This window comes from Streptomyces sp. R818 (assembly GCF_056172735.1).
The window spans coordinates 40,838-66,453 of sequence record NZ_JAOCNE010000001.1 but is presented as its reverse complement, the minus strand read 5'-3'; the positions used below and the strand labels follow the sequence as shown (position 1 = coordinate 66,453).

Sequence of the window (25,616 nt, the reverse complement as noted above, 5' to 3'; positions counted from 1 at the left end):
CCCCCGTGCGGCCCTGGTACCCCGCGAGTTGGAAGTAGGTCGAGATTGCGATGAGCACTCGATGAGCACGCGATGAGTACGCCCATGAAGTAGCGACGGTCCGGCGGAACCCGGACCTAAAAGGAGCGAAGTGGCTAAGGTCCGGGTATACGAGCTCGCCAAGGAGTTCGGCGTAGAGAGCAAGGTCGTCATGGCCAAGCTCCAGGAACTCGGTGAATTCGTACGTTCCGCGTCCTCGACGATCGAGGCGCCGGTAGTACGCAAATTGACTGACGCCCTCCAGCAGGGCAATGGCGGCAAGCCCGCCGCGAAGAAGGCGCCCGCGAAGCCCGCGGCGCCGCGTCCCACCCCCTCGCCCGCGCAGGCCGCGAAGCCTGCCGCGCCGCGTCCGCCGGCCCCGAAGCCGGCCGCCGCCGAGCAGGCCCCGGCCGCTCCGGCAGCCCCCGCAGCGACCCCGGGTCCGCGCCCGACGCCCGGTCCGAAGCCGGCTCCCAAGCCCGCTTCGCCGGCCCCGGCCGCGCCCGAGTTCACGGCGCCCCCCGCCGCCCCGGCCGCCTCGTCGGCCCCGGCGCAGAGCGGCCCGCGTCCCGGCGCCCGTCCCGGTGCCCCCAAGCCCGGTGCCCGTCCGGCGCCCGGCCAGGGCCAGGGCGGCCAGGGCCGTGACAACCGCGGTGAGCGCGGCGACCGTCAGGGCGCCCCGCGCCCCGGCGGCCAGGGTGCGCAGGGTGGTCCTCGTCCCGGTGGCGCCCGTCCCGCGGGCCCGCGTCCGGGCAACAACCCCTTCACCTCCGGCGGCTCCACCGGCATGGCGCGCCCGCAGGCGCCCCGTCCGGGCGGCGCGCCCCGTCCCGGCGGCCAGGGTGGCCCGGGCGGTCCGCGTCCGCAGGGCGGCGGCCAGGGTGGTCCCCGTCCGCAGGGTCAGGGCGGCGCCCGTCCGACCCCGGGCGGCATGCCTCGTCCGCAGGGCGGCGCGGCCGGTCCGCGTCCCGGCGGCGGCCCCGCCGGCAACCGTCCGAACCCGGGCATGATGCCCCAGCGTCCGGCCGCGGGCCCGCGTCCCGGTCCCGGTGGCCGTGGTCCGGGTGGCGGCGGTCGTCCGGGTGGCGGCGGCGGTCGTCCCGGTGGCGGCGGCTTCGCCGGCCGTCCCGGTGGCGGTGGCGGCGGCGGCTTCGCCGGTCGTCCCGGCGGTCCCGGTGGCGGTGGCGGCGGTTTCGCCGGCCGTCCCGGTGGCGGCGGTGGCCGTCCCGGCTTCGGTGGCCGTCCCGGTGGTCCGGGTGGCCGCGGTGGCACACAGGGTGCGTTCGGCCGTCCCGGCGGGCCCGCCCGTCGTGGCCGCAAGTCGAAGCGGCAGAGGCGCCAGGAGTACGAGGCCATGCAGGCCCCGTCGGTCGGCGGCGTCATGCTGCCTCGCGGCAACGGACAGACCGTCCGCCTGTCGCGCGGTGCGTCGCTCACCGACTTCGCCGAGAAGATCAACGCCAACCCGGCGTCGCTCGTCGGCGTGATGATGAACCTCGGCGAGATGGTCACTGCCACGCAGTCCGTCTCCGACGAGACGCTGAAGCTCCTCGCGGACGAGATGAACTTCATCCTCGAGATCGTCAGCCCCGAGGAGGAGGACCGCGAGCTGCTCGAGTCCTTCGACATCGAGTTCGGCGAGGACGAGGGCGGCGAGGACATGCTCGTCTCGCGTCCGCCGGTCGTCACGGTCATGGGCCACGTCGACCACGGAAAGACCCGCCTGCTCGACACCATCCGCAAGACGAACGTCATCGCGGGCGAGGCCGGCGGCATCACGCAGCACATCGGCGCGTACCAGGTCACGACGGAGGTGAACGAGGAGGAGCGCAAGATCACCTTCATCGACACCCCCGGTCACGAGGCCTTCACCGCCATGCGTGCCCGTGGTGCGAAGTCGACCGACATCGCGATCCTCGTGGTCGCGGCCAACGACGGCGTCATGCCGCAGACGGTCGAGGCGCTGAACCACGCCAAGGCCGCCGAGGTCCCGATCGTCGTCGCGGTCAACAAGATCGACGTCGAGGGTGCCGACCCGACCAAGGTGCGCGGTCAGCTGACCGAGTACGGCCTCGTGGCCGAGGAGTACGGCGGCGACACCATGTTCGTCGACATCTCCGCCAAGCAGGGGCTGAACATCGAGGAGCTGCTCGAGGCCGTGGTCCTGACCGCGGACGCCTCGCTCGACCTGCGGGCCAACCCGGAGCAGGACGCGCAGGGTATTGCGATCGAGTCGCACCTCGACAAGGGCCGCGGTGCCGTCTCGACGGTCCTGGTCCAGCGAGGCACGCTGCGCATCGGCGACACGATGGTGGTCGGCGACGCCTACGGCCGTGTCCGCGCCATGCTCGACGACAACGGCAACAACGTCGAGGAAGCGGGTCCCTCGACCCCCGTCCTCGTGCTCGGTCTCACCAACGTCCCGGGTGCCGGCGACAACTTCCTGGTGGTCGACGAGGACCGTACGGCCCGTCAGATCGCCGAGAAGCGTGCCGCCCGTGAGCGCAACGCCAACTTCGCGCGCCGCGGCGTCCGGTTCTCCCTGGAGAACCTGGACGAGGCCCTCAAGGCCGGTCTGGTGCAGGAACTCAACCTCATCATCAAGGGCGACGCGTCCGGTTCGGTGGAGGCTCTCGAGTCCTCGCTGCTCCAGCTCGACGTCGGCGAAGAGGTCGACATCCGCGTCCTGCACCGCGGTGTGGGTGCGGTCACCGAGTCCGACATCAACCTGGCGACCGGCTCCGACGCCATCGTCATCGGCTTCAACGTCCGGGCAGCCGGCCGTGCGCAGCAGATGGCGGAGCGCGAGGGCGTCGACGTCCGGTACTACTCGGTGATCTACCAGGCCATCGAGGAGATCGAGGCGGCCCTCAAGGGCATGCTCAAGCCGGAGTACGAGGAGGTCGAGCTCGGCACGGCGGAGATCCGCGAGGTCTTCAAGTCGTCCAAGCTGGGCAACATCGCCGGTGTGCTCGTCCGGTCCGGCGAGGTCAAGCGCAACACCAAGGCGCGCCTCCTTCGCGATGGCAAGGTCATCGCGGAGAACCTCAACATCTCCGGTCTGCGTCGCTTCAAGGACGACGTCACCGAGATCCGCGAAGGGTTCGAGGGCGGTATCAACCTCGGCAACTTCAACGACATCAAGGTCGACGACGTCATCGCGACGTACGAGATGCGCGAGAAGCCGCGCGCCTGATCCCCAGCGGATCGGATCCACGCGGCAGCAGGTTCGGGGCCGGTCGGCGGAGCATATTTCCGTCGATCGGCCCCGGCCGTTGCGTGTACGGTTCCTGTATCGGGCGTCGCGTCAGCCACGCCCATACGAACCCGAACCGGCGGGACATCCGGACACACATGTATGTGGGGACTCTGTCCTTCGACCTGCTCCTCGGCGACGTCCACTCGCTGAAGGAGAAACGCTCCCTGGTCCGCCCGATCGTGGCCGAACTCCAGCGCAAGTACGCGGTGAGTGTGGCGGAGACGGGGAACCAGGACCTCCACCGGCGGGCCGAGATCGGGCTCGCGGTGGTCTCCGGGGACACGGGACACCTCTCCGACGTGCTGGACCGCTGTGAGCGGCTGGTCGCCGGACGGCCCGAGGTGGAACTGCTCTCGGTTCGACGCAGGCTCCACAGCGACGAAGACTGAAGCAACAAGCGAGATCAGTTACTAAGGAGACGGACCAGTGGCCGACAACGCGCGTGCCAAGAGGCTGGCGGACCTCATCCGAGAGGTGGTGGCGCAGAAGCTGCAGCGCGGGATCAAGGACCCGCGCCTCGGTTCCCACGTCACCATCACGGACACCCGCGTCACGGGTGACCTGCGGGAGGCGACCGTCTTCTACACGGTCTACGGGGACGACGAGGAGCGCGCCGCGGCCGCGGCCGGGCTGGAGAGCGCCAAGGGCGTCCTGCGGTCCGCGGTCGGCGCGGCGGCGGGCGTGAAGTTCACCCCGAGCCTCACCTTCGTCGCGGACGCCCTCCCGGACAACGCCAAGACGATCGAGGACCTCCTCGACCGGGCGCGGCAGTCGGACGAGAAGGTGCGCGAGACGTCCGCGGGCGCCACGTTCGCCGGCGGCGCCGACCCGTACCGCAAGCCGGAGGCCGACGACGCCTCCGACGACGATGACACGGACGGCGACGCCTGAGCATGTCCGACCGCACCCCACCGCCCGACGGCCTTGTCATCGTCGACAAGCCGTCGGGCTTCACTTCGCACGACGTCGTGGCCAAGATGCGCGGGATCGCCAAGACCCGCCGCGTCGGCCACGCGGGCACCCTCGACCCGATGGCGACGGGCGTGCTCGTGCTCGGCGTCGAGCGCGCCACCAAGCTCCTCGGCCACCTCGCGCTGACCGAGAAGGAGTACCTGGGCACCATCCGCCTGGGCCAGAACACCCTCACCGACGACGCCGAGGGCGAGATCACCTCGTCCACCGACGCCTCCGGTGTGCGGCGTGAGGCGATCGACGCGGGCGTCGCCAAGCTGACCGGCCGCATCATGCAGGTGCCGTCCAAGGTCAGCGCCATCAAGATCAACGGTGTCCGCAGCTACAAGCGGGCCCGTGAGGGCGAGGAGTTCGAGATCCCGGCACGCCCGGTCACCGTCTCCTCGTTCACGGTCTACGACATCCGGGACGCGGTCGCCGAGGACGGGACCCCGGTCCTCGACCTGGTCGTCTCCGTGGTCTGCTCCTCCGGCACCTACATCCGGGCGCTCGCCCGCGACCTGGGCGCCGACCTCGGCGTCGGCGGGCATCTGACCGCGCTGCGCCGCACGCGCGTGGGCCCGTACAAGCTCGACACGGCGCACACCCTCGACCAGCACCAGCAGGAGCTGTCCGTGCTGCCGGTGGCCGACGCCGCCGCTGCCGCGTTCCCCCGCTGGGACGTCGACGAGCGCCGCGGGAAGCTGCTGCTCAACGGGGTGCGCCTGGACATGCCCGAGGAGTACGCGGGCCGGGGCCCGGTCGGCGTGTTCGACGGGGCCGGGCGCTTCCTCGCCCTCGTCGAAGAGGTGAAGGGCAAGGCCAAGAGCCTCGCCGTGTTCGGCTGAGCGCCGCGCCGCCGCAGGGCGGTGTTCCGTGGAGCGACGGTCCACCGGCCCTCGGGGCGGCCGCCGCTCCACGTTCCCCCTTGCTCCCCCTCACAGGGTCCATCCGCCGCGCCCATCGGTTCACCCCTTCGAGCAGGCGCTCGGAGTGATTCGGGGAGTGCAAGGGGGCGCGTTCGCTCCGCGTCCTGTCCGGCTGATCACCGCGCGCCTACCGTCAGGACATACGGGGCGTAACGGCAGGCGGCAGGAGGGGCGCGGCATGGTGGATCCGCCTCTGGTACGGATCTGTGACCCGGCCGGACGGCCCCGCGGGGCGGGGTTCGTCGCGGACGACAGCGGGACCGTCGTCACCAGCCACGAGGCGGTGGCCGGGCCCGGCGGCGTGGTGGTCCACGCACCGGACGGGGCCAGGTGGGCGTCGGACCCGGCGTCGGTCGTCGAGCTGCCCGCCGTGGACCTGGCGCTGGTGCGCACCCAAGGGCTCGGCGTGGCGCCGCTGCCCGTCGGGGCGGAGCCGCGCGAGAAGCCCGGGACCTATCTGCGGATCCCCGCGGCGGGCTGGCGCGAGGCGCGGATCCTCGGCCGGGTCGACGCCACGTACACCGTCGCCGACCGCTCCCACCTGCTGCGCGGCGCCATGGAGCTGGCCGTCGGGACCGCCGGGGCCGACGCGTTGCGCCCCGGTGGCGGCGCCGCGGGCGGGCCCGTGCTCGACGCCGCGACCGGCGCGGTCGTCGCCGTGCTCGCCACCGCACCGGACGCCGGGCACCCGGCGGCGGGGCTCGCGGTGCCGCTGCGCGGGGCCGCCGCCGTCGAGCCGCGCCTCGCGGAGTTCCTGGCCCACGCCGACGCCACGGTGCCCGCGTACGGGGCCGGGCTCAATCTGGCCGGGGTGCTGCACCTGACGGCGGTCTCGGTGGGCAGCGACGGACCGGGGCCCGTGCCGGTGGACCCAGTCGAACGGCCGGACGTAGCACGGGAGTTGGCGGAATTCGCGGCGGGGGAAGCGTCCGTCCTCGCGCTCGTCGGCGACCCCGGATGCGGCCGTACGACGGAGCTGGCGGCGTTCGCCGCGCGGCGGTCCGCGGGCGCCACGCCGACGCTGTGGCTGCGCGGCGCCGACCTGGAGGGCGACGACACCTCCGTGGACGACGCGGTGGCCCGCGCCCTCGACCGGGCGGGCCGGATCGTCGCGGCGTCCATGGGGGCGGAGCCCGGCGCGCTGGGGGAGCTGACCCTCGGGCGGATCGCCGGGGCCGCACGGGCCGCGGGACAGCCGCTCGTGCTGCTGCTCGACGGGCCCGAGGAGATGCCGCCCGTCTTCGCGCACCGGCTCGCCGCGTGGTCCCGCGCGACCGAGGACCGGCTGGCGGCGACCGCGGCGCGGCTCGTCATCGCCTGCCGCGCGGAGCACTGGGAACAGGTTGGGCCGCTGTTCGGCGCCGGGGTGCTGCACGGGCGCGCGGGACGGCTGCCCGCCTGCGTACGCCTCGGCGACCTGGCGCCCGCACAGGCGCGGCAGGCCCGCGAGCGGTACGGCATCCCCGAGGACGCGCTGCCGCCCGAGGACGCGGGGCATCCGCTCGCGCTGCGGCTGTTCGCCGAGGTGCGGGCGGCGCTGCCCGCCGGCGCGGCCGGGTGCCCGGACCGCGACGAGGTGTTCGCCGCCCACCTCGACCTGCTGTGCCTGCGGGTCGCGGTGCGGCTCGCCGCGGGCGGCCCCCTGCGCGGCAACGCGGTGCGCCGCCTGGCCGCCCGCGTCTCCGGGCAGCTCCACGAGGCGGCGCGGCGCAGCCTCGGCCCCGGGCAGGGCGACCTCGACCGCGCGACGTTCGAGGACCTGTTCCCCTGGGGTGCGCGGGACGGCGTCACCGGCTGGGCGTCGGCCGTCCTCACCGAAGGCGTCCTCGTCCCGGCGGGCGGTGGTTACCGCTTCGCCCACGAGGAGCTCGCCGACTGGCTCCAGGGCATGCACCTGGACGTGGACGCGGCCCTCGACGCGCTCGTGTTCCGACGCCGCGGCAACGGCTCGGTACCGGTCCCACGCCACCGGGCGGGCCCGGTGGTCCGGGCGCTGCTGCTGGTGGAGCGCCAGGAGGGGGCCGGGGAGCTGGCGCGGCGGCTCGGGCGGTTGTGCGGGTGGGTCGGACAGTGCGCGGATGCGACGGCGGCCGGAACCCCCGCGCCCGCGGCCGAGGCCGGCTGGTGGGCCTCGCACCTTCTCGGCGCGGTGCTGCCGCGCGTGCGTGATCTGGGAGCCTGCCTGCCCGTGCTCGAGGAGCTGGCCGATCGCGGAGCCTTCGGGCCCTGGTTCTGGGACGCGCTGCCGGTCGACGACGAGGTCCGCTTCGAGCTGCTGCGGCGCCTGGTCGTGCACGACGGACCGGAGCCCGGCGGCCGGTACCTCGACACGGTCGCGGACATCCTCGCCGCTGAGCCAGGCCGGGCCCAGCCGCGGCTCATCCGCTGGTTCGACGACGAACGGCCGCTGCCCGCGCTCCCCGACGCCACCGTGGCGACGGCGGCACAGGCCCTGCTCCACACGCACCGGCACGGAGCCGTCGACGACCTCGTGGAGCACCTGGCCGACTGCGCCCACCCGCGCGCCGGTGAACTCCTCGCCAGCCTCGCCGACGAGGAACCCGCCGCGCTGTGCCGGGCCGTCGACCGCTGGGCGCACGACGCACGCCCCGAGCGGCACGTGGCGGCGATGGCGTACGGGCTGCGGGCCGCCGCCCGTGTCACCGCCGAGGCCGACGCGGCACTGCTGCGCCGCGCCGCCCTGGACGTACTGGCCAGCCCCGCCGACGCCGCGCTGCACAGCGCCGCGCTGGCCCTCCTCGTGCGCGACCCCCGCTCGCGCGCGGAGCGGCTTGAGCAGGCCCTGCGGGAGTTCGCGGCCGATCCAGGGGTACCGGCTTCGGCGCTGCGGCACACTTGACGGAACCGGGGCCGGGGCCCCGCCCGAGCCCGCCCGATGAGAGCGCCGGGCAGTCGGCATGGCACTCTTAGACCTGCGAATTCGGCACGGGACGGGCAGCGCGCCAGGACCGCCGGGATCGCAGGGACGGATTCGTCGTACACAGTTTCGCGAGGAGCAATCACCGTGCAGCGCTGGCGTGGCTTGGCGGACATCCCCCAGGACTGGGGGCGCAGCGTCGTCACCATCGGCTCCTACGACGGGGTGCACCGCGGGCACCAGCTGATCATCGGCCGGGCCGTGGAGCGCGCCCGTGAGCTGGGGCTTCCCGCGGTCGTCGTCACCTTCGATCCGCACCCGAGCGAGGTCGTGCGCCCCGGCTCGCACCCCCCGCTGCTCGCGCCCCACCACCGGCGCGCCGAGCTGATGGCCGACCTGGGTGTCGACGCCGTCCTCGTCCTCCCCTTCACCACCGAGTTCTCGAAGCTGTCGCCCGCCGAGTTCGTGGCGAAGGTCCTCGTCGACAGGCTGCACGCGCGCGTGGTCGTCGAGGGCCCCAACTTCCGCTTCGGCCACAAGGCCGCGGGCACGGTCGACTTCCTGGCCGAGCAGGGTGGTACGTATGACTTCGAGGTCGAGGTCGTCGACCTGTACGTGAGCGGTGCCGCGGGCGGCGGTCAGCCGTTCTCCTCGACGCTGACCCGGCGCCTGGTCGCCGAGGGCGACGTCGAGGGGGCCCGCGAGATCCTCGGCCGCCCGCACCGCGTCGAGGGCGTCGTCGTGCGCGGCGCGCAGCGCGGACGCGAACTCGGCTTCCCCACCGCCAACGTCGAGACCCTGCCGCACACGGCGATCCCCGCGGACGGGGTCTACGCCGGCTGGCTGCACGCCGACGGCGAGGCGATGCCCGCCGCGATCTCGGTCGGGACCAACCCGCAGTTCGACGGCGCCGAGCGCACCGTCGAGGCGTACGCCATCGACCGCACCGGGCTCGACCTGTACGGCCTGCACGTCGCCGTGGACTTCCTCGCCTACGTACGCGGCATGGCGAAGTTCGACTCCTTGGAGGAGCTCATCGAGGCCATCGCGAACGACGTGAAGCGCTCGCGTGAGCTCATCGAAGGGTATGAGGCGTAGGTCACACCCGGATCTTCCGGATCCATGTCACGAACGGGCCCGCCCGTCTCGTCTGGTCGGTGAAAGCAGCAAGCAGCAAGCAGCACTCACCCCAGCACAGGGAGCCCGTCATGGAAGCTCGTCTCAACATGTTCGCCAGCAAGTCGGCCATGGGGTTCGTGAAGCGGCTCGTCGCGGCGGGCATGACCCTCACGGACTCGGGCCTGCCGGCCGCGACCCAGGAGCTGGTGAAGATCCGCGCCAGCCAGATCAACGGCTGCTCGGGCTGTCTCGACATGCACACCAAGGAGGCCGCGGCCGCCGGGGAGACGGCGCTGCGGCTCCATCTGATCGCGGCCTGGCGCGAGGCCACCGTCTTCACCGAGGCCGAGCGGGCCGCCCTCGAGGTGACCGAGCAGGGCACTCGTCTCGCCGACGGGGCCGGGGGTGTCACGGACGAGGCGTGGGCCGCCGCCGCGAAGCACTATGACGAGGATCAGCTCGGGGCCTTGGTCTGCCTCATCGCCAGCATCAACGCGTTCAACCGCTTGAACGTGCTGACGCGGCAGCCGGCGGGAGGGTACGAGGTCGGCCAGGCGGCGGCGTTCCACAACGCCTGAGCCACGTAGTAGCAGCCGTCTCCATCCGCGGGCCGGCGGTGGCTGGTCGCGCAGTTCCCCGCGCCCCTGAAGGCGTGCGCTGCGCGCAGCCTGTTGTGGTTTCGTCGTGGGCTGCGGCCCGGTGGGGGCTGGTCGCGCAGTTCCCCGCGCCCCTGAAGGCGTGCGCTGCGCGCAGCCTTCACCTGGGGGTCCGCTCAACGCAAGCCTCCCCCGAAGGTCCGCGGGGCGCAGGCTCTCTTCTGGAGGTCCGTTCAGGGCCGCTGCCCCTGGAGGTGGCGCACGTAGTGCGCACCTTCAGGGGCGCGGGGAACTGCGCGAGCAACCACGACGAGAGCCGCGCTCGAAGGCGACGCGAAGGGGCAGACGCTCAGGGGCGCGGGGAACTGCGCGACCAGCCACACACGAGCGGAGGCCGCCACACAACCGGACGGGGCAGAGCCTAAGGCGAACCCTCGGCCCCACGCGCCCGAGCCCAATGACAAGCCACCTGCGCCCCGCCACCCCCCGACAACACACCCAGATCCACGGACCGGCAAGCATCGGCGACGCCAACCCGTTCGGCCTCACCACTGGCCAGCACCTGGCACCGCGCATGAAACCGGCACCCACCCGGAATCCGCGACGGATCCGGCGGCTCCCCGGTGAGCACCACAGGTTCACCCGGCGCCTCCGGCAGCACCGACAACAGCGCCTGCGTGTACGGATGCCGCGGCGAGGTCAGCACCTCCTCCACGGCCCCCGTCTCGACGATCCGCCCGAGGTACATCACGGCCACCCGGTCCGCGATGTTCCACGCCAGACCCAGGTCGTGCGTGACGACCAGCGCGGACAGCCCCAACTCGTCGCGGAGCCGCAGCAGAAGCGCCAGAATCTCACCCCGCACGGACGCGTCCAGCGAGGCGACCGGCTCGTCCGCCACGATCAGCTCCGGTTCCAGGACCAGCGCCCCCGCGATGACGACCCGCTGCCGCTGCCCGCCGGACAACTCGTGCGGATACCGCAGGAAGAACCGCTCGGGCGGCCGAAGCCCGGCCCGGGACAGCGCCCCGGCGACGGCCTCGCGCTCGTCACCGCCGTACCCGTGAATCCGTAGGCCCTCCGCGACCGCGTCGTACACGGTGTGCCGCGGATTGAGCGACCCGCTCGGGTCCTGCAGCACCAACTGCACCCGCTTGCGGTACGCCTTGAGCGCGCGGGACGCGTAGTCCAGCGGCTCACCGGAGAACGTGACCCGCCCCGCCGTCGGCCGCTCAAGGCCGAGCAGCGTGCGCGCCAGGCTCGTCTTGCCGCAGCCGGACTCGCCGACGAGGGCGACGATCTCGCCGGGCGCGATGTCGAGGTCGACCCCGTCCACGGCCCGCGCCTCGGCGGCGCCGCGCCGCCCGGGGAACGTCACCTTCAACTGCTCAGCGGACAACAGGGTCCGGGTCTCCGTCACAACCTGCCCCGTCATGCCGTGGTGCTCCTTGCCTCGTCCAAGCCCGGCGCACCGGAGTCGCCCGCTACGTGTACACAGGCCGCCCGGCGCCCGTCTCCCGCGTCCCGCAGCGGCTGGTCCTCCACCGCGCACACATCGATCGCGCGCGGGCAGCGCGGATGGAACGTGCAGCCGGACGGCAGCGCCGACGGATCCGGCGGATCGCCCGGCAGCCCGCGCGGCGCGAACCGTGACGCCGGGTCGCCGATGGTCGGGAACGCCGCCGAGAGGGCGTTGCCGTACGGGTGCAGCGCGTTCTCGTAGACCTCGGCCGCCGGGCCCTCCTCGACGACGCGGCCCGCGTACATGACGGCGAGCCGGTCGCAGGTGTCGGAGAGGACCGCCAGGTCATGACTGATCATGATGAGGCCGACCTCCTGCTCCGCCACCAACTGCTCGATCAGCCGCAGGATCTGGGCCTGGATCATCACGTCCAGGGCCGTCGTCGGCTCGTCCGCGATGATCAGCTCCGGCTCGCAGGCGAGCGCCATCGCGATCATCACGCGCTGGCGCTGCCCGCCGGACAGTTCGTGCGGGTACGCGGCCGCGCGCGCCGCCGGAAGCCCTACGTGTTCGAGCAGCTCGGCGACCTTCTTCTTGGCGCCCGCCTGCGTCGCCTTCTTGTGCAGCAGGATCGGCTCGGCGATCTGGTCGCCGATGCGGTGCACGGCGTTGAGCGAGTGCATCGCGCCCTGGAAGACGATGGAGGCCCCGGCCCAGCGCACCGCGCGGACCCGGCCCCATTTCATCGTCAGGATGTCCTCGCCGTTGAGGAGGATCTCGCCGGTGACCTTGGTCCCGGCGGGAAGCAGTCGCAGCAGCGCCAGCGCGAGTGTCGACTTGCCGCACCCCGACTCGCCCGCGATGCCGAGCTTGCTGCCCGCCTCGACGGTCAGGTCCACGCCGCGCACGGCCCGCGCCCCGCCCGCGTACGTCACCGTCAGGTCGTTCACCTGGAGCAGCGTCATGACCGGGCCCCCAGTTTCGGGTTCAGGACGGACTCGATGGCGCGCCCGCACAGGGTGAAGGCGAGCGCCACGACCGCGATGGCGATGCCGGGCGGCGCCAGGTACCACCAGTCGCCGGCGCTGACCGCGCCCGCCTCGCGCGCGTCCTGCAACATGCCGCCCCAGGACGTGATCGTCGGGTCGGAGAGGCCGAGGAAGGCGAGGGTCGCCTCCGTCAGGATCGCGGACGAGATGATCATCGTCGTCTGGGCGAGGACGAGCGGCATCACGTTCGGCAGCACGTGCCGGGTCATGATGTGCCCGTGTCCGCCGCCGAGCGCGCGCGAGCGTTCGATGTACGGGCGCGACTCCACGGCCAGGGTCTGGGCACGCACGAGCCGGGCCGTCGTCGGCCACGTCGTCACGCCGATCGCGATGATCACCGTCCACATGGAGCGGTCCATCACCGTGGCGAGCGCGATGGCGAGGACCAGCGTCGGCATCACCAGGAACCAGTCCGTGATCCGCATGAGCACGGTCGCGTACCAGCCGCGGAAGTGGCCCGCGACGATCCCGATGACCGTGCCGATCGCCACGCACAGGAACGCGGCGAGCAGGCCGACGGTGAGCGAGACCCGGGCCCCGTACACCAGGAGCGCGAGCACGCTGCGGCCGAACTGGTCGGTGCCGAGCGGGAATTCACCGCTCGGCCCTTCGAGGGGGCCGCCGGGAGCGTCCGTCACGTTCTGCGAGTCCGCGCCGACCAGGACCGGCGCGAACACCGCGATGAGAGCGATCAGGACCAGCAGGCCGAGGCCCCAGAGGCCGCTGCGGTGCGCGCGGTACGCGCGCCAGAAGCGCGCGAGGGACTGACGCTTGCGGGCCCGTGCGAGCGCCCGCGGATTGCCCGTCTTGCTCACGGGCGCGGTCTCGGTCGTCATCGGCCCACCCTCGGGTCGAGCAGCGGATAGAGGATGTCGGCGAGGGTGTTCGCGAGGATCACCGCGGTCGCGAAGACGAAGAACAGGCCCTGGACGAGCGGCAGGTCGGGCACGGAAAGGGCCGAGTAGAACAGCCCGCCGAGGCCCGGCCAGGAGAAGACCGTCTCGACGAGGATCTGCCCGGCGACCACATGCCCGAGGTTGACGAACATCAGCGTGAACGTCGGCAGCATCGCGTTCGGTACCGCGTGCTTGCGGCGCACGACGTCGTCCCGCAGCCCCTTGGCGCGCGCCGTCGTCAGATAGTCGCTGCCCATCTCATCGAGCAGCGAGGAGCGCATGACCAGCAGCGTCTGCGCGTATCCGACCGCCACGAGTGTGATCACGGGCAGGATCAGATGATGGGCGACGTCAATGACGTACGCGAATCCTGTCTCGCCGCCCGATTCCAGGCCGCCGGTCGGGAACATGCCGGGGATCGGCCCGATGCCCACCGAGAAGACGATGATCAGGAGCAGGCCCAGCCAGAACGACGGGACCGAGTACAGGGTCAGCGCGAACGCCGTGTTGAAGCGGTCGCTGCGCGAACCGTTGCGCCATGCCGTGCGCGTGCCCAGCCAGATGCCGAGCAGCGAGTACAGCACGTACGCCGTGCCGGTAAGGAGCAGCGTCGCCGGGAGCGCGTCGGTGATCTTGTCGATGACCGGCGTGTGGAACTGGTACGAGATGCCGAAGTCGCCGGTGAGCGCGTCCCCGATGTACGACGTGAACTGCTTCCACATCGGCTGGTCGAGGCCGAACTGGTGGCGCAGGTTCTCCAGCTGCTGCTCGGAGACCCGCTTGCCGCCGGTCATCTGCTTGACCGGGTCGCTCGGGATGAGACGGAAGAGGAAGAAGCTGGTGACGAGGACGGCGAAGAGCGAGACGATCGCGCCCGCGATCTTCGCCGCCGCGTATCGGAGATAGGCCGCGGTGTTGCGGGCCCGTGGGCCGTGGGCGCCCGACGTCGCCCCGGCCGGAGAGGCCGGGGAGCCGTCGGACGCGTCCGCGGACTGCACGAGCGCAGGAGTGCTGTCAGCTGTCATGGGTCATGCGAACTCTCGTTACTCGTGCGGGTGTCGACCGTCTGCGCGGGGCTGCCTACTCGCGGTCGTCCGCCGTGGTCCTCCGCCGCATGGCGAAGAAGACGCCGCCGCCGATGACGACGAGCGCGGCTACGACGATCCCGATCACGATGCCGGTGGAGGAACCGGACGAGTCCGAGTCGCCGCTCGACGCCGACGCGGGCTCCGCCGACCACCAGCTCCAGTAGCCGTCCTGGCCGTAGATGTTGCCGGCCGCGGTGGGCATCGTCTGGATGGACTTGATCTGGTCCGTGCGGTACGCCTCGACGGCGTTCGGGTACGCCATGACATTCATGTACCCGGAGTCGTACAGCCACGACTCCATCTGCTTGACGTAACCGGCGCGCTTGGCGGGGTCGTACTCGGCGAGCTGCTTGTTGTACAGGTCGTCGTACGTCTTGTCGCAGATGCCGTTGTCGGTCGCCGCCGTCTCGCGTGCCTTCGTGGGCAGGGCGTCGCAGGTGTGGATGCCGAGGACGAAGTCCGGGTCCGGGTTGACCGACCAGCCGTCGAAGGCGACGTCGTACTCACCCGCGTACCAGGGCACCGAGACGTCGTCGACGCAGTTCAGCTTGAGGCCGACGCCGATCTTGCCCCACCACTCCTTCAGGTACTTGCCGACCGCCTTGTCGTTCGGGTCGGTGGCGTGGCACAGCATCCGCAGGTTGATCGGCTTGCCGTCCTTGCCGATCCGCTTGCCGTCCTTGAGCGGGTAACCCGCGTCGTCGAGCATCTTGCCCGCGTCCGTGGCGTCGTACGTCAGCTCCTGGCTGCCGGTCGGCTCCCAGAAGTACTCCTTGAAGCGCGGCGGGATGTACCCGGCGCCCTGCACGGCGTGGCCCTGGAAGACCTTGTCGACGATGGCCTTGGTGTCGACCGCGCGGAACAGCGCCTGGCGCACCTTCTGGTCGAGCAGCGCCTTGTTGCCGTCGCCGAACTTCTCGCCGTCCTTGGTCTGCCACCCCGGGTTGACCGCGATCGCGTAGAAGCGGCGGCCCGGGCCCTCGTTGACCTTGATGTTCTTCTCGCCCTTGAGGGACGCCGCCTGCGCGGGCGTCAGGGCGGGGGAACCGGCGACGAAGGAGACCTCGCCCTTGCGCAGCGCCGCGACCGCCGCGTCCTGGTCCTTGTACGTCTTGAAGACCAGCTCGTCGAACTGCGGCGTCTTCGACTTCCGCCAGAAGTCCTTGTTGACCTTCAGCTTCACGTACTGGTCGGTCTTGTAGTCGGTCAGCACGAACGGGCCGTTGCCGACGATCGGGAACGTCTCGTCGTTGTTGAACTTCGCGTAGTCCTTGACGTCCTTCCAGATGTGCTCGGGCACGATCGGGACGTCGAGCGCCGTCATCGTCGCCTGCGGCTTCTTCAGCTTGATGACGAGCTGCGTGTCGCTCGGCGCGGTGACCTTCTCGAAGTTGCCGACGAACGAGCCGTTGGCCGTCGCCGCGCCCTCGTCGGTCATCATCTTGTTGAACGTGAAGGCCGCGTCCTTGGCCGTCGCCTTCTGGCCGTCGGACCACTTCGAGTTCGACCGGATGGTGTACGTCCACGTCAACTTGTCGGCCGAGGACTCCCACTTCGTGGCGAACCCCGGGACGACGTGGTTGTCCTTCGGGTCGTAGTTGGTCAGGTACTCGTACATCAGGCGGTGGATGCTGGTGCTGACGAGGCGCTGGGCCAGGAACGGGCTCAGCGAGTCCACGCTCTGCGCGAGCGCCACCGTGAGGGTCTTCTTACCGCCGTCGGCCTTCGCCTCGGCCTGCTGGGGCGCCGGGTTGAGCGGCGTGGCCAGGCCCGCGGTCAGGGTGAACGCAGCGGCTCCGGCCGCGAGGAGCACCCGGGCGCCGCGGCGGACGGGGCGGGCCGTTCTGTCGTACGTGTCTGGCTGAGCCTGTGTATCCATCGGTCGGGGACCTCACGCATCGCTCGCACTGGCGGTTCTCGGGTGGAATGAAGTGTTGGTCTATCAGCGGCAGTTGACGCACGTCAACGGCAGGTGAACCCCATGTGGCCTGCGGAAATAACGAGTTGACCAGAATTTCACGCCCATTGGTCGAGACCTGTGACGCTTTGCAGGCCAGGGGATGGCGCCCAGTTGGGGACGGTACGCGTACGTACCCGCCGGTAAACGGTGGTACACGCGAAAGGCCCGCACCGTTGCACGGTGCGGGCCTGGGACGGAGGTGCCGTCTACTGCTGCGGAGGCTGCTGCTGCCAGTTCGGGGGCGGACCGGGCTGCTGCGGGGGCGGCGGCCCCTGCTGCCAGCCCGGCTGCGGACCCGGCTGCTGCGGCTGGCCCGGCGCCCCCTGCGGCGGATAGGGCGCGGGCGGCTGCTGACCCGGGTAGGGCGGCTGCGCGGGCGCTCCCTGCGGCGGGTACGGCTGCTGCTGGCCCGGGTACGGCTGCTCCGGGTACGGCTGCTGGCCGCCCGGCATCGGCGGGGCCATGGTGGGCGGCGGGTTGCCGTCCGAGGTCCACAGGCCCTGCTGCTGCTGGGCGCGCGAGAAGTCCTCGGCGACCATCGCGGAGAGGTTGAAGTACGCCTCCCGCACCTTCGGCCGCATCATGTCGAGGTCGACCTCGGCGCCCGCCGCCAGGTGCTCGTCGAACGGGACCACGACGACGCCGCGGCAGCGCGTCTCGAAGTGGCTGACGATGTCCTCCACCTTGATCATCTTGCCGGTCTCGCGGACCCCCGAGATGACCGTGATCGAGCGCGAGACCAGGTCGGCGTAGCCGTGCGCGGAGAGCCAGTCCAGCGTCGTACTGGCGCTGGACGCACCGTCCACCGACGGCGTCGAGATGATGATCAACTGGTCGGCGAGGTCGAGGACGCCGCGCATCGCGGAGTACAGCAGGCCCGTGCCCGAGTCGGTCAGGATGATCGGGTACTGCTTGCCGAGCACGTCGATGGCGCTGCGGTAGTCCTCGTCGTTGAACGTCGTCGAGACCGCCGGGTCCACGTCGTTGGCGATGATCTCCAGGCCGGACGGCGCCTGCGAGGTGAACCGGCGGATGTCCATGTACGAGTGCAGATGCGGGATCGACTGCACCAGGTCACGGATGGTCGCGCCGGTCTCGCGGCGCACACGGCGGCCGAGCGTGCCCGCGTCCGGGTTGGCGTCGATCGCGAGGATCTTGTCCTGCCGCTCGGTCGCGAGCGTCGCGCCGAGCGCCGTCGTCGTGGTCGTCTTGCCGACGCCGCCCTTGAGGCTGATCACGGCGATCCGGTAGCAGGACAGGACCGGCGTACGGATCAGCTCCAGCTTCCGCTGCCGCTCGGCCTCCTCCTTCTTGCCGCCGAGCTTGAAGCGCGCGTTGCCACCGCCGGGGCGGGTGCTCTTCGCCTTCTGCTTCTTGTTGTTGAGCAGCCGGTCGGCCGACAGCTCCACGGCCGCCGTGTAACCGAGCGGCGCGCCGCCGACGTTCGTGGGCTGCCGCTGGTCGTGCTGCACGGGCTGCGGCCAGGCGGCGCCCGTACGGGGGTCCGTGGCGGCGGGCGGCTGGGGGGCGCCGTACGGGGGCTGGGCGCCGGGCTGCTGGGGGTGCGGCTGGGCCGGGGGCTGGGGGAAGCCGTAGCCGGGCTGGGGCTGCGGCTGGGCGCCGGGCTGCTGCGGCTGGCCCTGGGCGGGCGTCTGGGGCTGCGCTCCGGGCTGGGCCTGCGCTCCGGGCTGGGGCTGCGGGAAGCCGTAGCCGGGCTGCGGCTGCGGGACGGGGGGCTGGCCCTGGACCGGAGGCTGCGGCTGGGGCTGCGCTCCTGGGTGGACCGGCGGCTGGGGGAAGCCGTAACCCGGCTGCGGGGCCGGGGCGTTGGGCGCGGGCTGGCCGTGCACCGGCTGCTGCGGCTGCGCTCCTGCCTGGGCGGGCGGTTGCGGGAAGCCGTAGCCCGGCTGGGGCTGGGGCTGGGGCTGGGCCGGCTGCGCCTGCGGGGGCACGGTCGGGCCGGGCGCCGCGGCGGCGGGCTGCGCGGGCCAGCCGGGGTGCTGCGGGGCCGGGCCGGTCGCCGGGGCCGCCGGGTCGGTCCACTGCGGGGCGGCGGGCGGCGCGGCGGGCTGGAACGCGGGCGGGAGCGGCGGCACGCCACCGTCCGGGGCCGGCGGGGGAGTCCAGGCTTCACCGGGGGTGCCGGGGGTGCCGGGGGTGCCGGGCCCGGGGGCGCCGGGCGTGCCGGGTGTTCCGGGCTGTCCGGCGAGGGGAGCGGTGGGGGCTGCCGGTGCGGCCGGGGTCGTCTCCGGGGCGGCTGCGAGGGCCGGGTCCGGGGCCTGGGCGGCGACGGGCTCGGGGGCGTCGTCGTGCCCGTCGGTGTCGGGGGTCCCGGCGGCCTCGCCGCTGTCGACGGCGGCGTCGGGGGCGTCAGGGGTCGCGGGGGCGTCAGGGGTCGGCGCGGCGGCTTCCGGGGCGGCGGTCTCGTCCGGTTCCCGCGCTTCGTCCTGGTCGGCGGTCTGCGCGGGCGCGGCGGACGCGGTGGGCTCAGCCGGCTCGGCAGCCTGGGCGGCAGGCTGCGACGCCTCCTCGGCGGCGACGGAGGCACCGGCGCTCGTGTCGACTCCGGCACCCGGACCGACCCCGGCACCCGGATCGGCGGCGGCACCCGGATCGGCGGCGGGCGTGCTCGGCGGCTGCCCGCCCGGCGTCCCCGCCGCTGCCTGCTGCTCGCCAAGAGCGGCCAGCTCCTCGAACTCCCGCTTGAGCGAGGCCGCGGAGAACTTCATGGTCGCGCCGGACTCCAGATCACCGGCACCGGCGTTCGCCTCGGGCGCGACAGGCGCGACAGGCGCGACAGGCGCCACCGGCGCGGCCGGGGGCGGAGGGACCGGCGCGGGTGCGGGCGCCGGCACGGGCGGCACCGGCGGAGCCGCCGGCTCGGGCGCCGCGTTCGCCGACGCGTTCTGCGTGTACCAGGCCGGAGGGGCGTAGTCGATGGTGAACTCGCCCGTCATCTCGACACTGGACTCCGCGTCGGACTGATCATCGACGGGTGAATCCCAGCCCCCGCGGATACCGTCCCGATCGCTGTTCACAATGCCTCCTGGTGTGGTCGCGCACCCTCGTGCCGTGCTGGGGGCCGACCGTTCCTGATCGATCCGCCGGGCTGACCCCCTGGCCCCCTGACGCCTGCGGCACCCGCACACGAGTACTCACAACACGTCCTGCCCCAGCCTAATCACGAAAACCACGTGCACGGCAGGCCCGTCCGCACCGGCGCGGATGTCCACCGCGTCACGTACGGCCCGGGGCCACCCGCGCGCGTGTCGGACGTACACCAAAACGTGACGAACGAGCACCGCTCAGCACTGCTAAATGTCCGGATCGAGCATAAAAGGGCCCATAGTTGACCGGGCGTGCGCCCGCGTCCCCGGACGACCGGCGACGCGCCCGCACACGTCAGTCCATGCGTCGTGCCGTTCCCAACAATCCGGTCTCGGCATCCGTCGCCTGCGTCATCACGTACTGCCTGTCGCGGTCGGTGCACCACAGGGTCACCCCGTCGGCGAGCGTCGGCAGCGACTCGTACTCGCCGCGCGGCAGCCCTATGACGCGGCCGATCTCGGTGGCCTCGTCGGGCGAGACCCGCTGCACCCCCACGAGCCGGGCCTGGCGCATCAGGCGCGGCGCGACCGGGCTCAGGTAGGGCAGCAGCGTCAGAACGGACTGCCAGGGCGCGGAGGCCACCCGCCCGCGCGGGGGCCGCATACCGCAGTCCCGGATGACGAGCACGGGACCGCCGGCCGACGCGCCCTGCGGCGGAACGCGGCCCACGTCGTGCACGGTCATGCCCGACTGCCCGCCGCCGACCGCCTGCACGAGCTGCGCCCACTGCTGCGCGCGGCCCGTCTCGACGGCCACGCGCGCGCCCGTCGCCGCCGCCCGCAGTGCGAGCACCTGCGCCGTCCACAGGCCGCCGATGAGCACGATGTCGTACGGCGTCGGGCGGTTGATGCCCATCACCGCGGGCTGGCCCTCGGCGTCGACGCCGACGACCACTCCGTCGTCCCCGATCGGCAGGGCGAGCGTGTCGAGCTGTTCGGGGGAGAGGGCGTGGCGCTGGTGGCGCGGCCCGAGCAGGCCGAACCCGGCCCGCATGCGCTCACCGATGCCGGAGATCTGGCTGGTCATGGCCATCAGCGGGCACCTCCGAGCGGCAGGGTGGCGAGTACGCCGGGCAGTTGCTCACGGTCGAGGCGGACGAGCCCCGTGCGCGCTTGGCGCGCGGCCCGCTCCAGATCGCGCCGCGCGGTGGTCAGCTCGCTGTCGCTGCGCCCCGTGATCCGCATGTGCCCGGCCACGGTGACGTCCTGCTGGTCGCCCTTGGCCAGGGTCAGACTGAACGTCGTGGCGAGCGCGGGCACGGTCGTCAGCTGGGCGACGAGCTGCGGCAAGGTGGCGCCGCCCGTGCCGAGTTGGGGCCAGCGCCGCACCCAGTACGTGGTGTGCCTGCGGTTGTCGCACCGCCAGCTGCGGCCCGACTCCTCGGTGCGCCGCTGCGGCGTCTCGCTCCGTCCGGCCTGCGCGGTCACCATCGGGTTGGCGCACGCGGACGTGGCGACCGCGGAGATCAGCTCCTCCTCGGTCAGCACGCTCGCCCGGAACCCGGCGCCGGTCAGCCGGCTCGACAGATGCTCGGCCACGCGCGCGAGGCACTTCTGCGCGCCCACCACGCCACCGCCGCGGGCGGCCACGGCCTCCGGGCACAGCTCCGGGTCGAGCTTCAGCGCGATCCAGGTGATGCGCACCGCGGGCGACCCGGTCTGCGCCTGCAGCGGCGCGTAGTTGCTCACCGCCACCGACTGCTGCGGCAGGTGCAGCGCGGGCGCGGGCTGCGTGTGCAGCACGATCTGCGCCGACTCCAGGGAGATGCCGTCCACCTCGAGGGCGTCGCGCACGATGCCGACCGGCAGCGGTCTGCGGCTGCGCTCGGCACGCAGCGCGGTGGCGTCCGACTCGACCTGGAGCACGGCGGTGAGGAACCCGCCGTCCCCGACCATGCCGACCGGCCGCTGGTCCCGGTCGTCCCCGCGGTTGTGGCTGTAGGTGCGCAGGCTCGGGTCGCACTCGACGGCGGGCGCGAGGCCCGGCTCGGTGCCCGGCGGCACCGGGGTGCTCGCGGCGCCGCGCTTCCTGGCCCGCATCGCGAGCACGGTGCCGAGCCACTCCGGCAGGGAGCGCCCCCGGCGTCGTACGAGCGCGAGAAGCAGCAGGATCGCGGCGACGGCGCCGCACACGATCAGCGCGACCGTGCCCGCGACCCAGCCGCACAGGACGAGCGCGGCGGCCAGCTCGATCATCACGAGCCGCTGCGCGCGGAACGAGCCACCGCGGCCCGAGCGCGACTTCAGATGCGGGGTGACCGCTCCGCGCGCGGGAGGTGCGGCTCCTGCGTGCGCGGCAGGTGTGTGAGGCATCTGTGAAGACGGCGGGGGACTCTGCGCAGAACGCTCACTCGATCGTGACCTCGATTGCGACCGTGATCGAGCCCGCGTTGCGGAAGCCATCACTCCAAACCCCCCGAACTCTCCCGAAATGCCGTGCGCCTAGGTCTCCCGGACGGCTCCACAGGCCTGCCCGGAAGGCCTCAGCACCCTACCCGTGCCACACGCACAACGTCGTAACAGGCATAGTAGGGGCCGGGTCTGACAGCCTCGGCGGCACCGGCGATCGCAGCCGCACGCGCGGCCGGCCGTCAGCCGATCGAAGACGGGGGAAGCTGCCCCCACGGCTCCGCACGGGGAGAGAGCGGACACAGATGGCATCACGGCGGGACGAACTCAACGCCTACACCTTCGCGAAGCGCCGCACTCTCGCGGCCTTCGTGCAGCCTTCACCGTCGGGCTCGGAGGAGGGGGCGCCCAGGCCGCTGCGGGCGGTCCTGCCCGGCACCATCATGGGAGTGGTGATCCTGGCGGTCTTCGGCGGCATCGGCCTCTTCAAGCCCACGGCGCCGAAGGACTGGGACAAGGCGGCGACGAACGTCATCGTCGCCAGCGACTCGACCACCCGCTACGTGGTCCTCGAGACGGACAAGCAGAAGCAGCTCCACCCCGTTCTCAACATGGCGTCGGCCAAGCTCCTCCTCAAGGACTACACGGACAAGGTCGTCACCGTCGACGAGGGCGTCCTCGACAACGGCAAGATCCCGCACGGCGCCACCCTCGGCATCCCCTACGCCCCCGACCGCCTGCCCAGCGCCGAGGAGGCGGAGGCCGCCAAGCGCTGGATGGTGTGCGAGCGGCCCAGCGACGGCGGGCGGGCCATACAGAAGGCGGCGTTCGTCTTCGCGAAGAAGGACTGGAACAAGACGACGAAGACAAAGGCCGGCAGCCAGCTGCACGGCGGCGACCTCATGTACGTGGCCGACTCGGTCACGAAGAAGCAGTACGTCGTCGACGCCGCGGGCACCGCCTATCCGATCGCCGACCCGGCCCAGAAGGGCGTGCTCACCGCGCTCGACACCCAGAACCGCGCCCCGCAGCGCGTCTCGTCCGAGTGGCTGAAGACCCTGCACCAGGGCGACCCCATCGCCATCCCGCAGATCAGCGGCCCCGGCCAGACCGCCAACGCCGTCGTGGGCAGCGGCAACGCCAAGTACGACAAGGTCGGCACGGTCCTCAAGTCGCTCGACGGCACGAAGACGCAGTACTACGTGGTGCTCCAGGGCAAGGTCGCGCGCATCTCCGAGTTCACGTCCCGCCTGCTCCTCAACAGCACGCAGCTCGTCGACGTCAACCCGAACGCGGAGGCGCAGCAGGTGAACCCGGCCGCCGTCCCGACCGACGAGGACTTCGACGGCCAGAGCGCCAAGTGGCCCACGCAGCAGCCGGAGACGGTGAACGACGGCACGAGCGCCACCAGTGGCCGCAACACCGTCTGCAACGTCCTGCGGGACGTCGGCGGCGCCGACGGCACCACGCTGACCACCTGGTCCGGCACGAACTTCCCCGCCGACCTGCCGACCGGCTCCTCCAGCGCGTACGTCACCCCGGGCTCGGGCCAGGTCTTCCGGCAGATCCAGGGCACGGCGACGAAGGCGGGCCAGATCTTCCTGGTCACCGACACCGGCCTGCGCTACGCGCTCCAGTCCAACGGCGACAGCATCAGCAAGGACGAGAGCGTCGGCCTCACCGCCAAGGAGCGCAAGGAGCTGGCGAACGAGACCAAGGTGACGCAGAAGCTGCTCGGCTACGACCAGGTGACGGCCCGCCCGATCCCGATGACCTGGTCCACGTTCCTGCCCACTGGACCGCGCCTGTCGAAGCCCGACGCGGGCCAGCCGCAGGGTTCGTGACCGATGCGACTGATGCGCCCGATGCGAACAGAAGGCATGAAGCACGCGACGCGACGGCCCGACAGGGCTGATATGGGGGGTGACATGGTGCGGATCCTGCGGCGCCCGGCCGCCCTGCTCGCGGCCACGGCGCTGACCGCGTCCGTCTCGGTACTCGCCCTCCCGGCTCCGCCGGCCGTGGCGGACAGTGGCGAGTGCACCTTCGGCGGCAAGGAGTACAAGGGGCGGCCCTGGTCGCTGCAGCGCGTCAACCTCGACGAGCTGTGGGAGACCGCGACCGGCAAGGGCGTGCGCGTGGCGGTGATCGACACAGGCGTCGACCCGAGCCACCCGCAGCTCAAGGCGGCGGTGGACGTCAAGGCGGGCAAGAACTTCCTCCCGCCGAAGGACGACAAGGGCGAGAAGATCGCGGACCGCGGCAACGAACACGGCACCACCGACACGGTCGGCCACGGCACGCGCGTGGCGGGCATCATCGCCGCCCGCAAGGCGGAGAAGACGACGGGTTTCGTGGGCCTGGCCCCGGACGCCGAGATCATCCCGATCAAGCAGAACGACGCGGAGGGCCACGGCACGTCGTCCGACCTGGCGGAAGCGATCGACTACGCGGTGGACAAGGCGGGCGCCGACGTCATCAACATCTCGCAGGACACGGAGAAGGCGCTGTCCGCCAACTCCGCACTGGCGCTCGCCGTCCAGCACGCCCTGCAGAAGAAGGTCGTCGTGGTCGCCTCCGCGGGCAACGACGGCCTCGGTGGCAACCAGAAGGAGACGTACCCCGCCTCCTACGAGGGCGTCCTCGCGGTCGCGGCCTCGGACCGCAACAACGAGCGGGCGCCCTTCTCGCAGTCCGGCGCCTTCGTCGGCGTCGCGGCCCCGGGCGTCGACATGATCTCCACCGTCCCCAAGGGCGGCCACTGCTCGGACAACGGGACGAGCTTCTCGGCCCCCTACGTGGCGGGCGTCGCCGCGCTCCTCAAGCAGAACCACAAGGACTGGACGGCGCAGCAGATCGTCGCCCAGATCGAGGAGACGGCCGAGCGTTCGATCCCCGGCCACGACAACCGCGTCGGCTGGGGCGTCGTCGACCCGGTCAGGGCCGTCACCGAGATCGCCGACCCGAAGAACCCGATCGAGTCCCCGCGCCCCGACCGGGCCGTCATCAGCGTCGACCCGCCGGACCAGGCCCCCGTCCACTTCGGCGAGACCGCCGACGAACGCAACGCCCGCCTGGCCACCTACGCGGCGGTCGGCGCGGTCGTGATGGTCGTGGCGCTCGGGGGCGGCGCGGTCGCGGTACGGGACGCGCGACGCAGGCGTACGCGGGTGGAGCGCGGGGCGTGACAGGTCTGTCCCTGACGCTGTTCGTCCTGGCGGCCGTGCTGCTGGCGATGTGCTGCGTCAGGGCGGATTGGATCCGCTCGGTCCGCCGCCGCACCCACCCGTCGGGCGGGGACCTTCCCGCGTCGGCCTTCGTGGCCGCACGCGCGGTGCTCCTGGTGATGGCCGCGCTCTGTGTCTGGCAGGGCGCGCGGGGCCTGGCGACGGCGAACGACGACGAGTGGAGCGACGCCGAACTGACCAGCGCCGTCCGGCAGAGTGCCGACGACCTGGACGGCTACTGGTACCGCGAGTCCTCCCTCACCCACGACACCCCCTACTTTGACGACTACGCAGCGCTCATCGAGGAGCGGGTCGTGCGCTACGGAGGCGGCGGCGCCCCACAGACCGGCGTGAGCGCGTCACCGCTCTCCGGGGACCCCGACGCCGATGGCGCATTCACGGTGTCGGCGGACGGTACGGACCGGGCCTTCTGCCTCCATGTGGAGAGGTCCCGCTGGAAGAAGCACGACTACACACCACCGGGCCTCATGGGCGGCGAAAACACCACCGGAGACCGGGAGTTGGCGTACCGGCTGACGGTTCGGGCGCGGAGCGGGGCCTGCTGAGACGCCTTGCGGACCGGTCCTCGCGGGGCTGTCGGGGCGGAGTCGTGAAGGGCCCGTAAGTGTGTGATGCGTGGCCGGATCCCGATGGTAGCGTGCGTGCACCGAGCGTGATCGCACGTATGTGTACGTGCAGTTGAAAGAGTGTGCAGTGGAAGAGGGGGA

17 protein-coding genes and 1 pseudogene are annotated in these 25,616 nt (G+C 72.3%); 10 read left to right on the top strand and 8 right to left on the bottom strand.

What is annotated here, in order from left to right; all coding sequences use genetic code 11:
* The first annotated feature begins 130 nt into the window (after positions 1-130).
* The 7 genes and pseudogenes from infB to N5I75_RS00220 all read left to right on the top strand — a co-directional run bounded on the left by infB (position 131) and on the right by N5I75_RS00220 (position 9,732).
* Positions 131-3,214 carry a translation initiation factor IF-2 gene (gene infB, locus N5I75_RS00250; RefSeq protein ID WP_476673006.1) on the top strand — a complete coding sequence of 1,028 codons (3,084 nt, stop codon included), beginning with the start codon at positions 131-133 and terminating at the stop codon, positions 3,212-3,214.
* Positions 3,215-3,372: 158 nt separating this feature from the next.
* Entirely contained in the window at positions 3,373-3,666 is a 294-nt protein-coding gene (locus tag N5I75_RS00245; RefSeq protein ID WP_432838466.1) for a DUF503 domain-containing protein, read from the top strand.
* Positions 3,667-3,703: 37 nt separating this feature from the next.
* Positions 3,704-4,168: a 30S ribosome-binding factor RbfA gene (gene rbfA, locus N5I75_RS00240; RefSeq protein ID WP_476673005.1), complete on the top strand. Its 465-nt coding sequence runs from the start codon at positions 3,704-3,706 to the stop codon at positions 4,166-4,168.
* A gap of 2 nt (positions 4,169-4,170) precedes the next feature.
* On the top strand, positions 4,171-5,076 hold the full coding sequence (gene truB / locus N5I75_RS00235; protein ID WP_476673003.1) for a tRNA pseudouridine(55) synthase TruB: 906 nt from the start codon (positions 4,171-4,173) through the stop codon (positions 5,074-5,076).
* Positions 5,077-5,335: 259 nt separating this feature from the next.
* Positions 5,336-8,005 (top strand): annotated as a pseudogene (locus N5I75_RS00230) (trypsin-like peptidase domain-containing protein); the annotation flags it as partial.
* Between the two features lie 177 nt (positions 8,006-8,182).
* On the top strand, positions 8,183-9,133 hold the full coding sequence (locus N5I75_RS00225) for a bifunctional riboflavin kinase/FAD synthetase (protein WP_476673001.1): 951 nt from the start codon (positions 8,183-8,185) through the stop codon (positions 9,131-9,133).
* Positions 9,134-9,243: 110 nt separating this feature from the next.
* Complete coding sequence (locus N5I75_RS00220) at positions 9,244-9,732, top strand: carboxymuconolactone decarboxylase family protein (protein WP_476672999.1); 489 nt, start codon at positions 9,244-9,246, stop codon at positions 9,730-9,732.
* 439 nt (positions 9,733-10,171) lie between these two features.
* Here N5I75_RS00220 and N5I75_RS00215 read toward each other — a convergent pair whose 3' ends face one another.
* From N5I75_RS00215 to eccE, 8 genes are all read right to left on the bottom strand, one after another.
* Complete coding sequence (locus N5I75_RS00215; RefSeq protein WP_476672997.1) at positions 10,172-11,185, bottom strand: oligopeptide/dipeptide ABC transporter ATP-binding protein; 1,014 nt, start codon at positions 11,183-11,185, stop codon at positions 10,172-10,174.
* Positions 11,182-12,177: an ABC transporter ATP-binding protein gene (locus N5I75_RS00210; protein WP_476672996.1), complete on the bottom strand. Its 996-nt coding sequence runs from the start codon at positions 12,175-12,177 to the stop codon at positions 11,182-11,184. Before N5I75_RS00210 ends, N5I75_RS00215 begins: the two co-directional genes overlap by 4 nt.
* Complete coding sequence (locus N5I75_RS00205) at positions 12,174-13,097, bottom strand: ABC transporter permease (protein WP_476672994.1); 924 nt, start codon at positions 13,095-13,097, stop codon at positions 12,174-12,176. Before N5I75_RS00205 ends, N5I75_RS00210 begins: the two co-directional genes overlap by 4 nt.
* The gene (locus tag N5I75_RS00200; RefSeq protein ID WP_476672992.1) at positions 13,094-14,182 is read right to left on the bottom strand and encodes an ABC transporter permease; all 1,089 of its coding nucleotides are present in this window, start codon (positions 14,180-14,182) and stop codon (positions 13,094-13,096) included. The genes N5I75_RS00205 and N5I75_RS00200 overlap by 4 nt, the downstream gene beginning before the upstream one ends.
* A 55-nt stretch (positions 14,183-14,237) precedes the next feature.
* Positions 14,238-16,124 (bottom strand): ABC transporter substrate-binding protein, encoded by a 1,887-nt coding sequence (locus N5I75_RS00195; protein WP_476672990.1) that lies wholly within the window; start codon positions 16,122-16,124, stop codon positions 14,238-14,240.
* 287 nt (positions 16,125-16,411) lie between these two features.
* On the bottom strand, positions 16,412-19,243 hold the full coding sequence (locus N5I75_RS00190; RefSeq protein WP_476672988.1) for an SCO5717 family growth-regulating ATPase: 2,832 nt from the start codon (positions 19,241-19,243) through the stop codon (positions 16,412-16,414).
* 364 nt (positions 19,244-19,607) lie between these two features.
* Positions 19,608-20,345, bottom strand: a complete 738-nt coding sequence (locus N5I75_RS00185; RefSeq protein ID WP_476672986.1) for a hypothetical protein — start codon at positions 20,343-20,345, stop codon at positions 19,608-19,610.
* The gene (eccE, locus tag N5I75_RS00180) at positions 20,345-21,715 is read right to left on the bottom strand and encodes a type VII secretion protein EccE (RefSeq protein ID WP_476672984.1); all 1,371 of its coding nucleotides are present in this window, start codon (positions 21,713-21,715) and stop codon (positions 20,345-20,347) included. Before eccE ends, N5I75_RS00185 begins: the two co-directional genes overlap by 1 nt.
* A gap of 251 nt (positions 21,716-21,966) precedes the next feature.
* Here eccE and eccB point away from each other — a divergent pair, with 251 nt between their 5' ends.
* From eccB to N5I75_RS00165, 3 genes are all read left to right on the top strand, one after another.
* Positions 21,967-23,505, top strand: coding sequence for a type VII secretion protein EccB (eccB, locus tag N5I75_RS00175; protein WP_476672982.1), 1,539 nt, complete (start codon positions 21,967-21,969; stop codon positions 23,503-23,505).
* 84 nt (positions 23,506-23,589) lie between these two features.
* Positions 23,590-24,849 carry a type VII secretion-associated serine protease mycosin gene (gene mycP / locus N5I75_RS00170; protein WP_476672980.1) on the top strand — a complete coding sequence of 420 codons (1,260 nt, stop codon included), beginning with the start codon at positions 23,590-23,592 and terminating at the stop codon, positions 24,847-24,849.
* Complete coding sequence (locus tag N5I75_RS00165; RefSeq protein ID WP_476672978.1) at positions 24,846-25,454, top strand: hypothetical protein; 609 nt, start codon at positions 24,846-24,848, stop codon at positions 25,452-25,454. Before mycP ends, N5I75_RS00165 begins: the two co-directional genes overlap by 4 nt.
* The last annotated feature ends 162 nt before the right edge of the window (positions 25,455-25,616 follow it).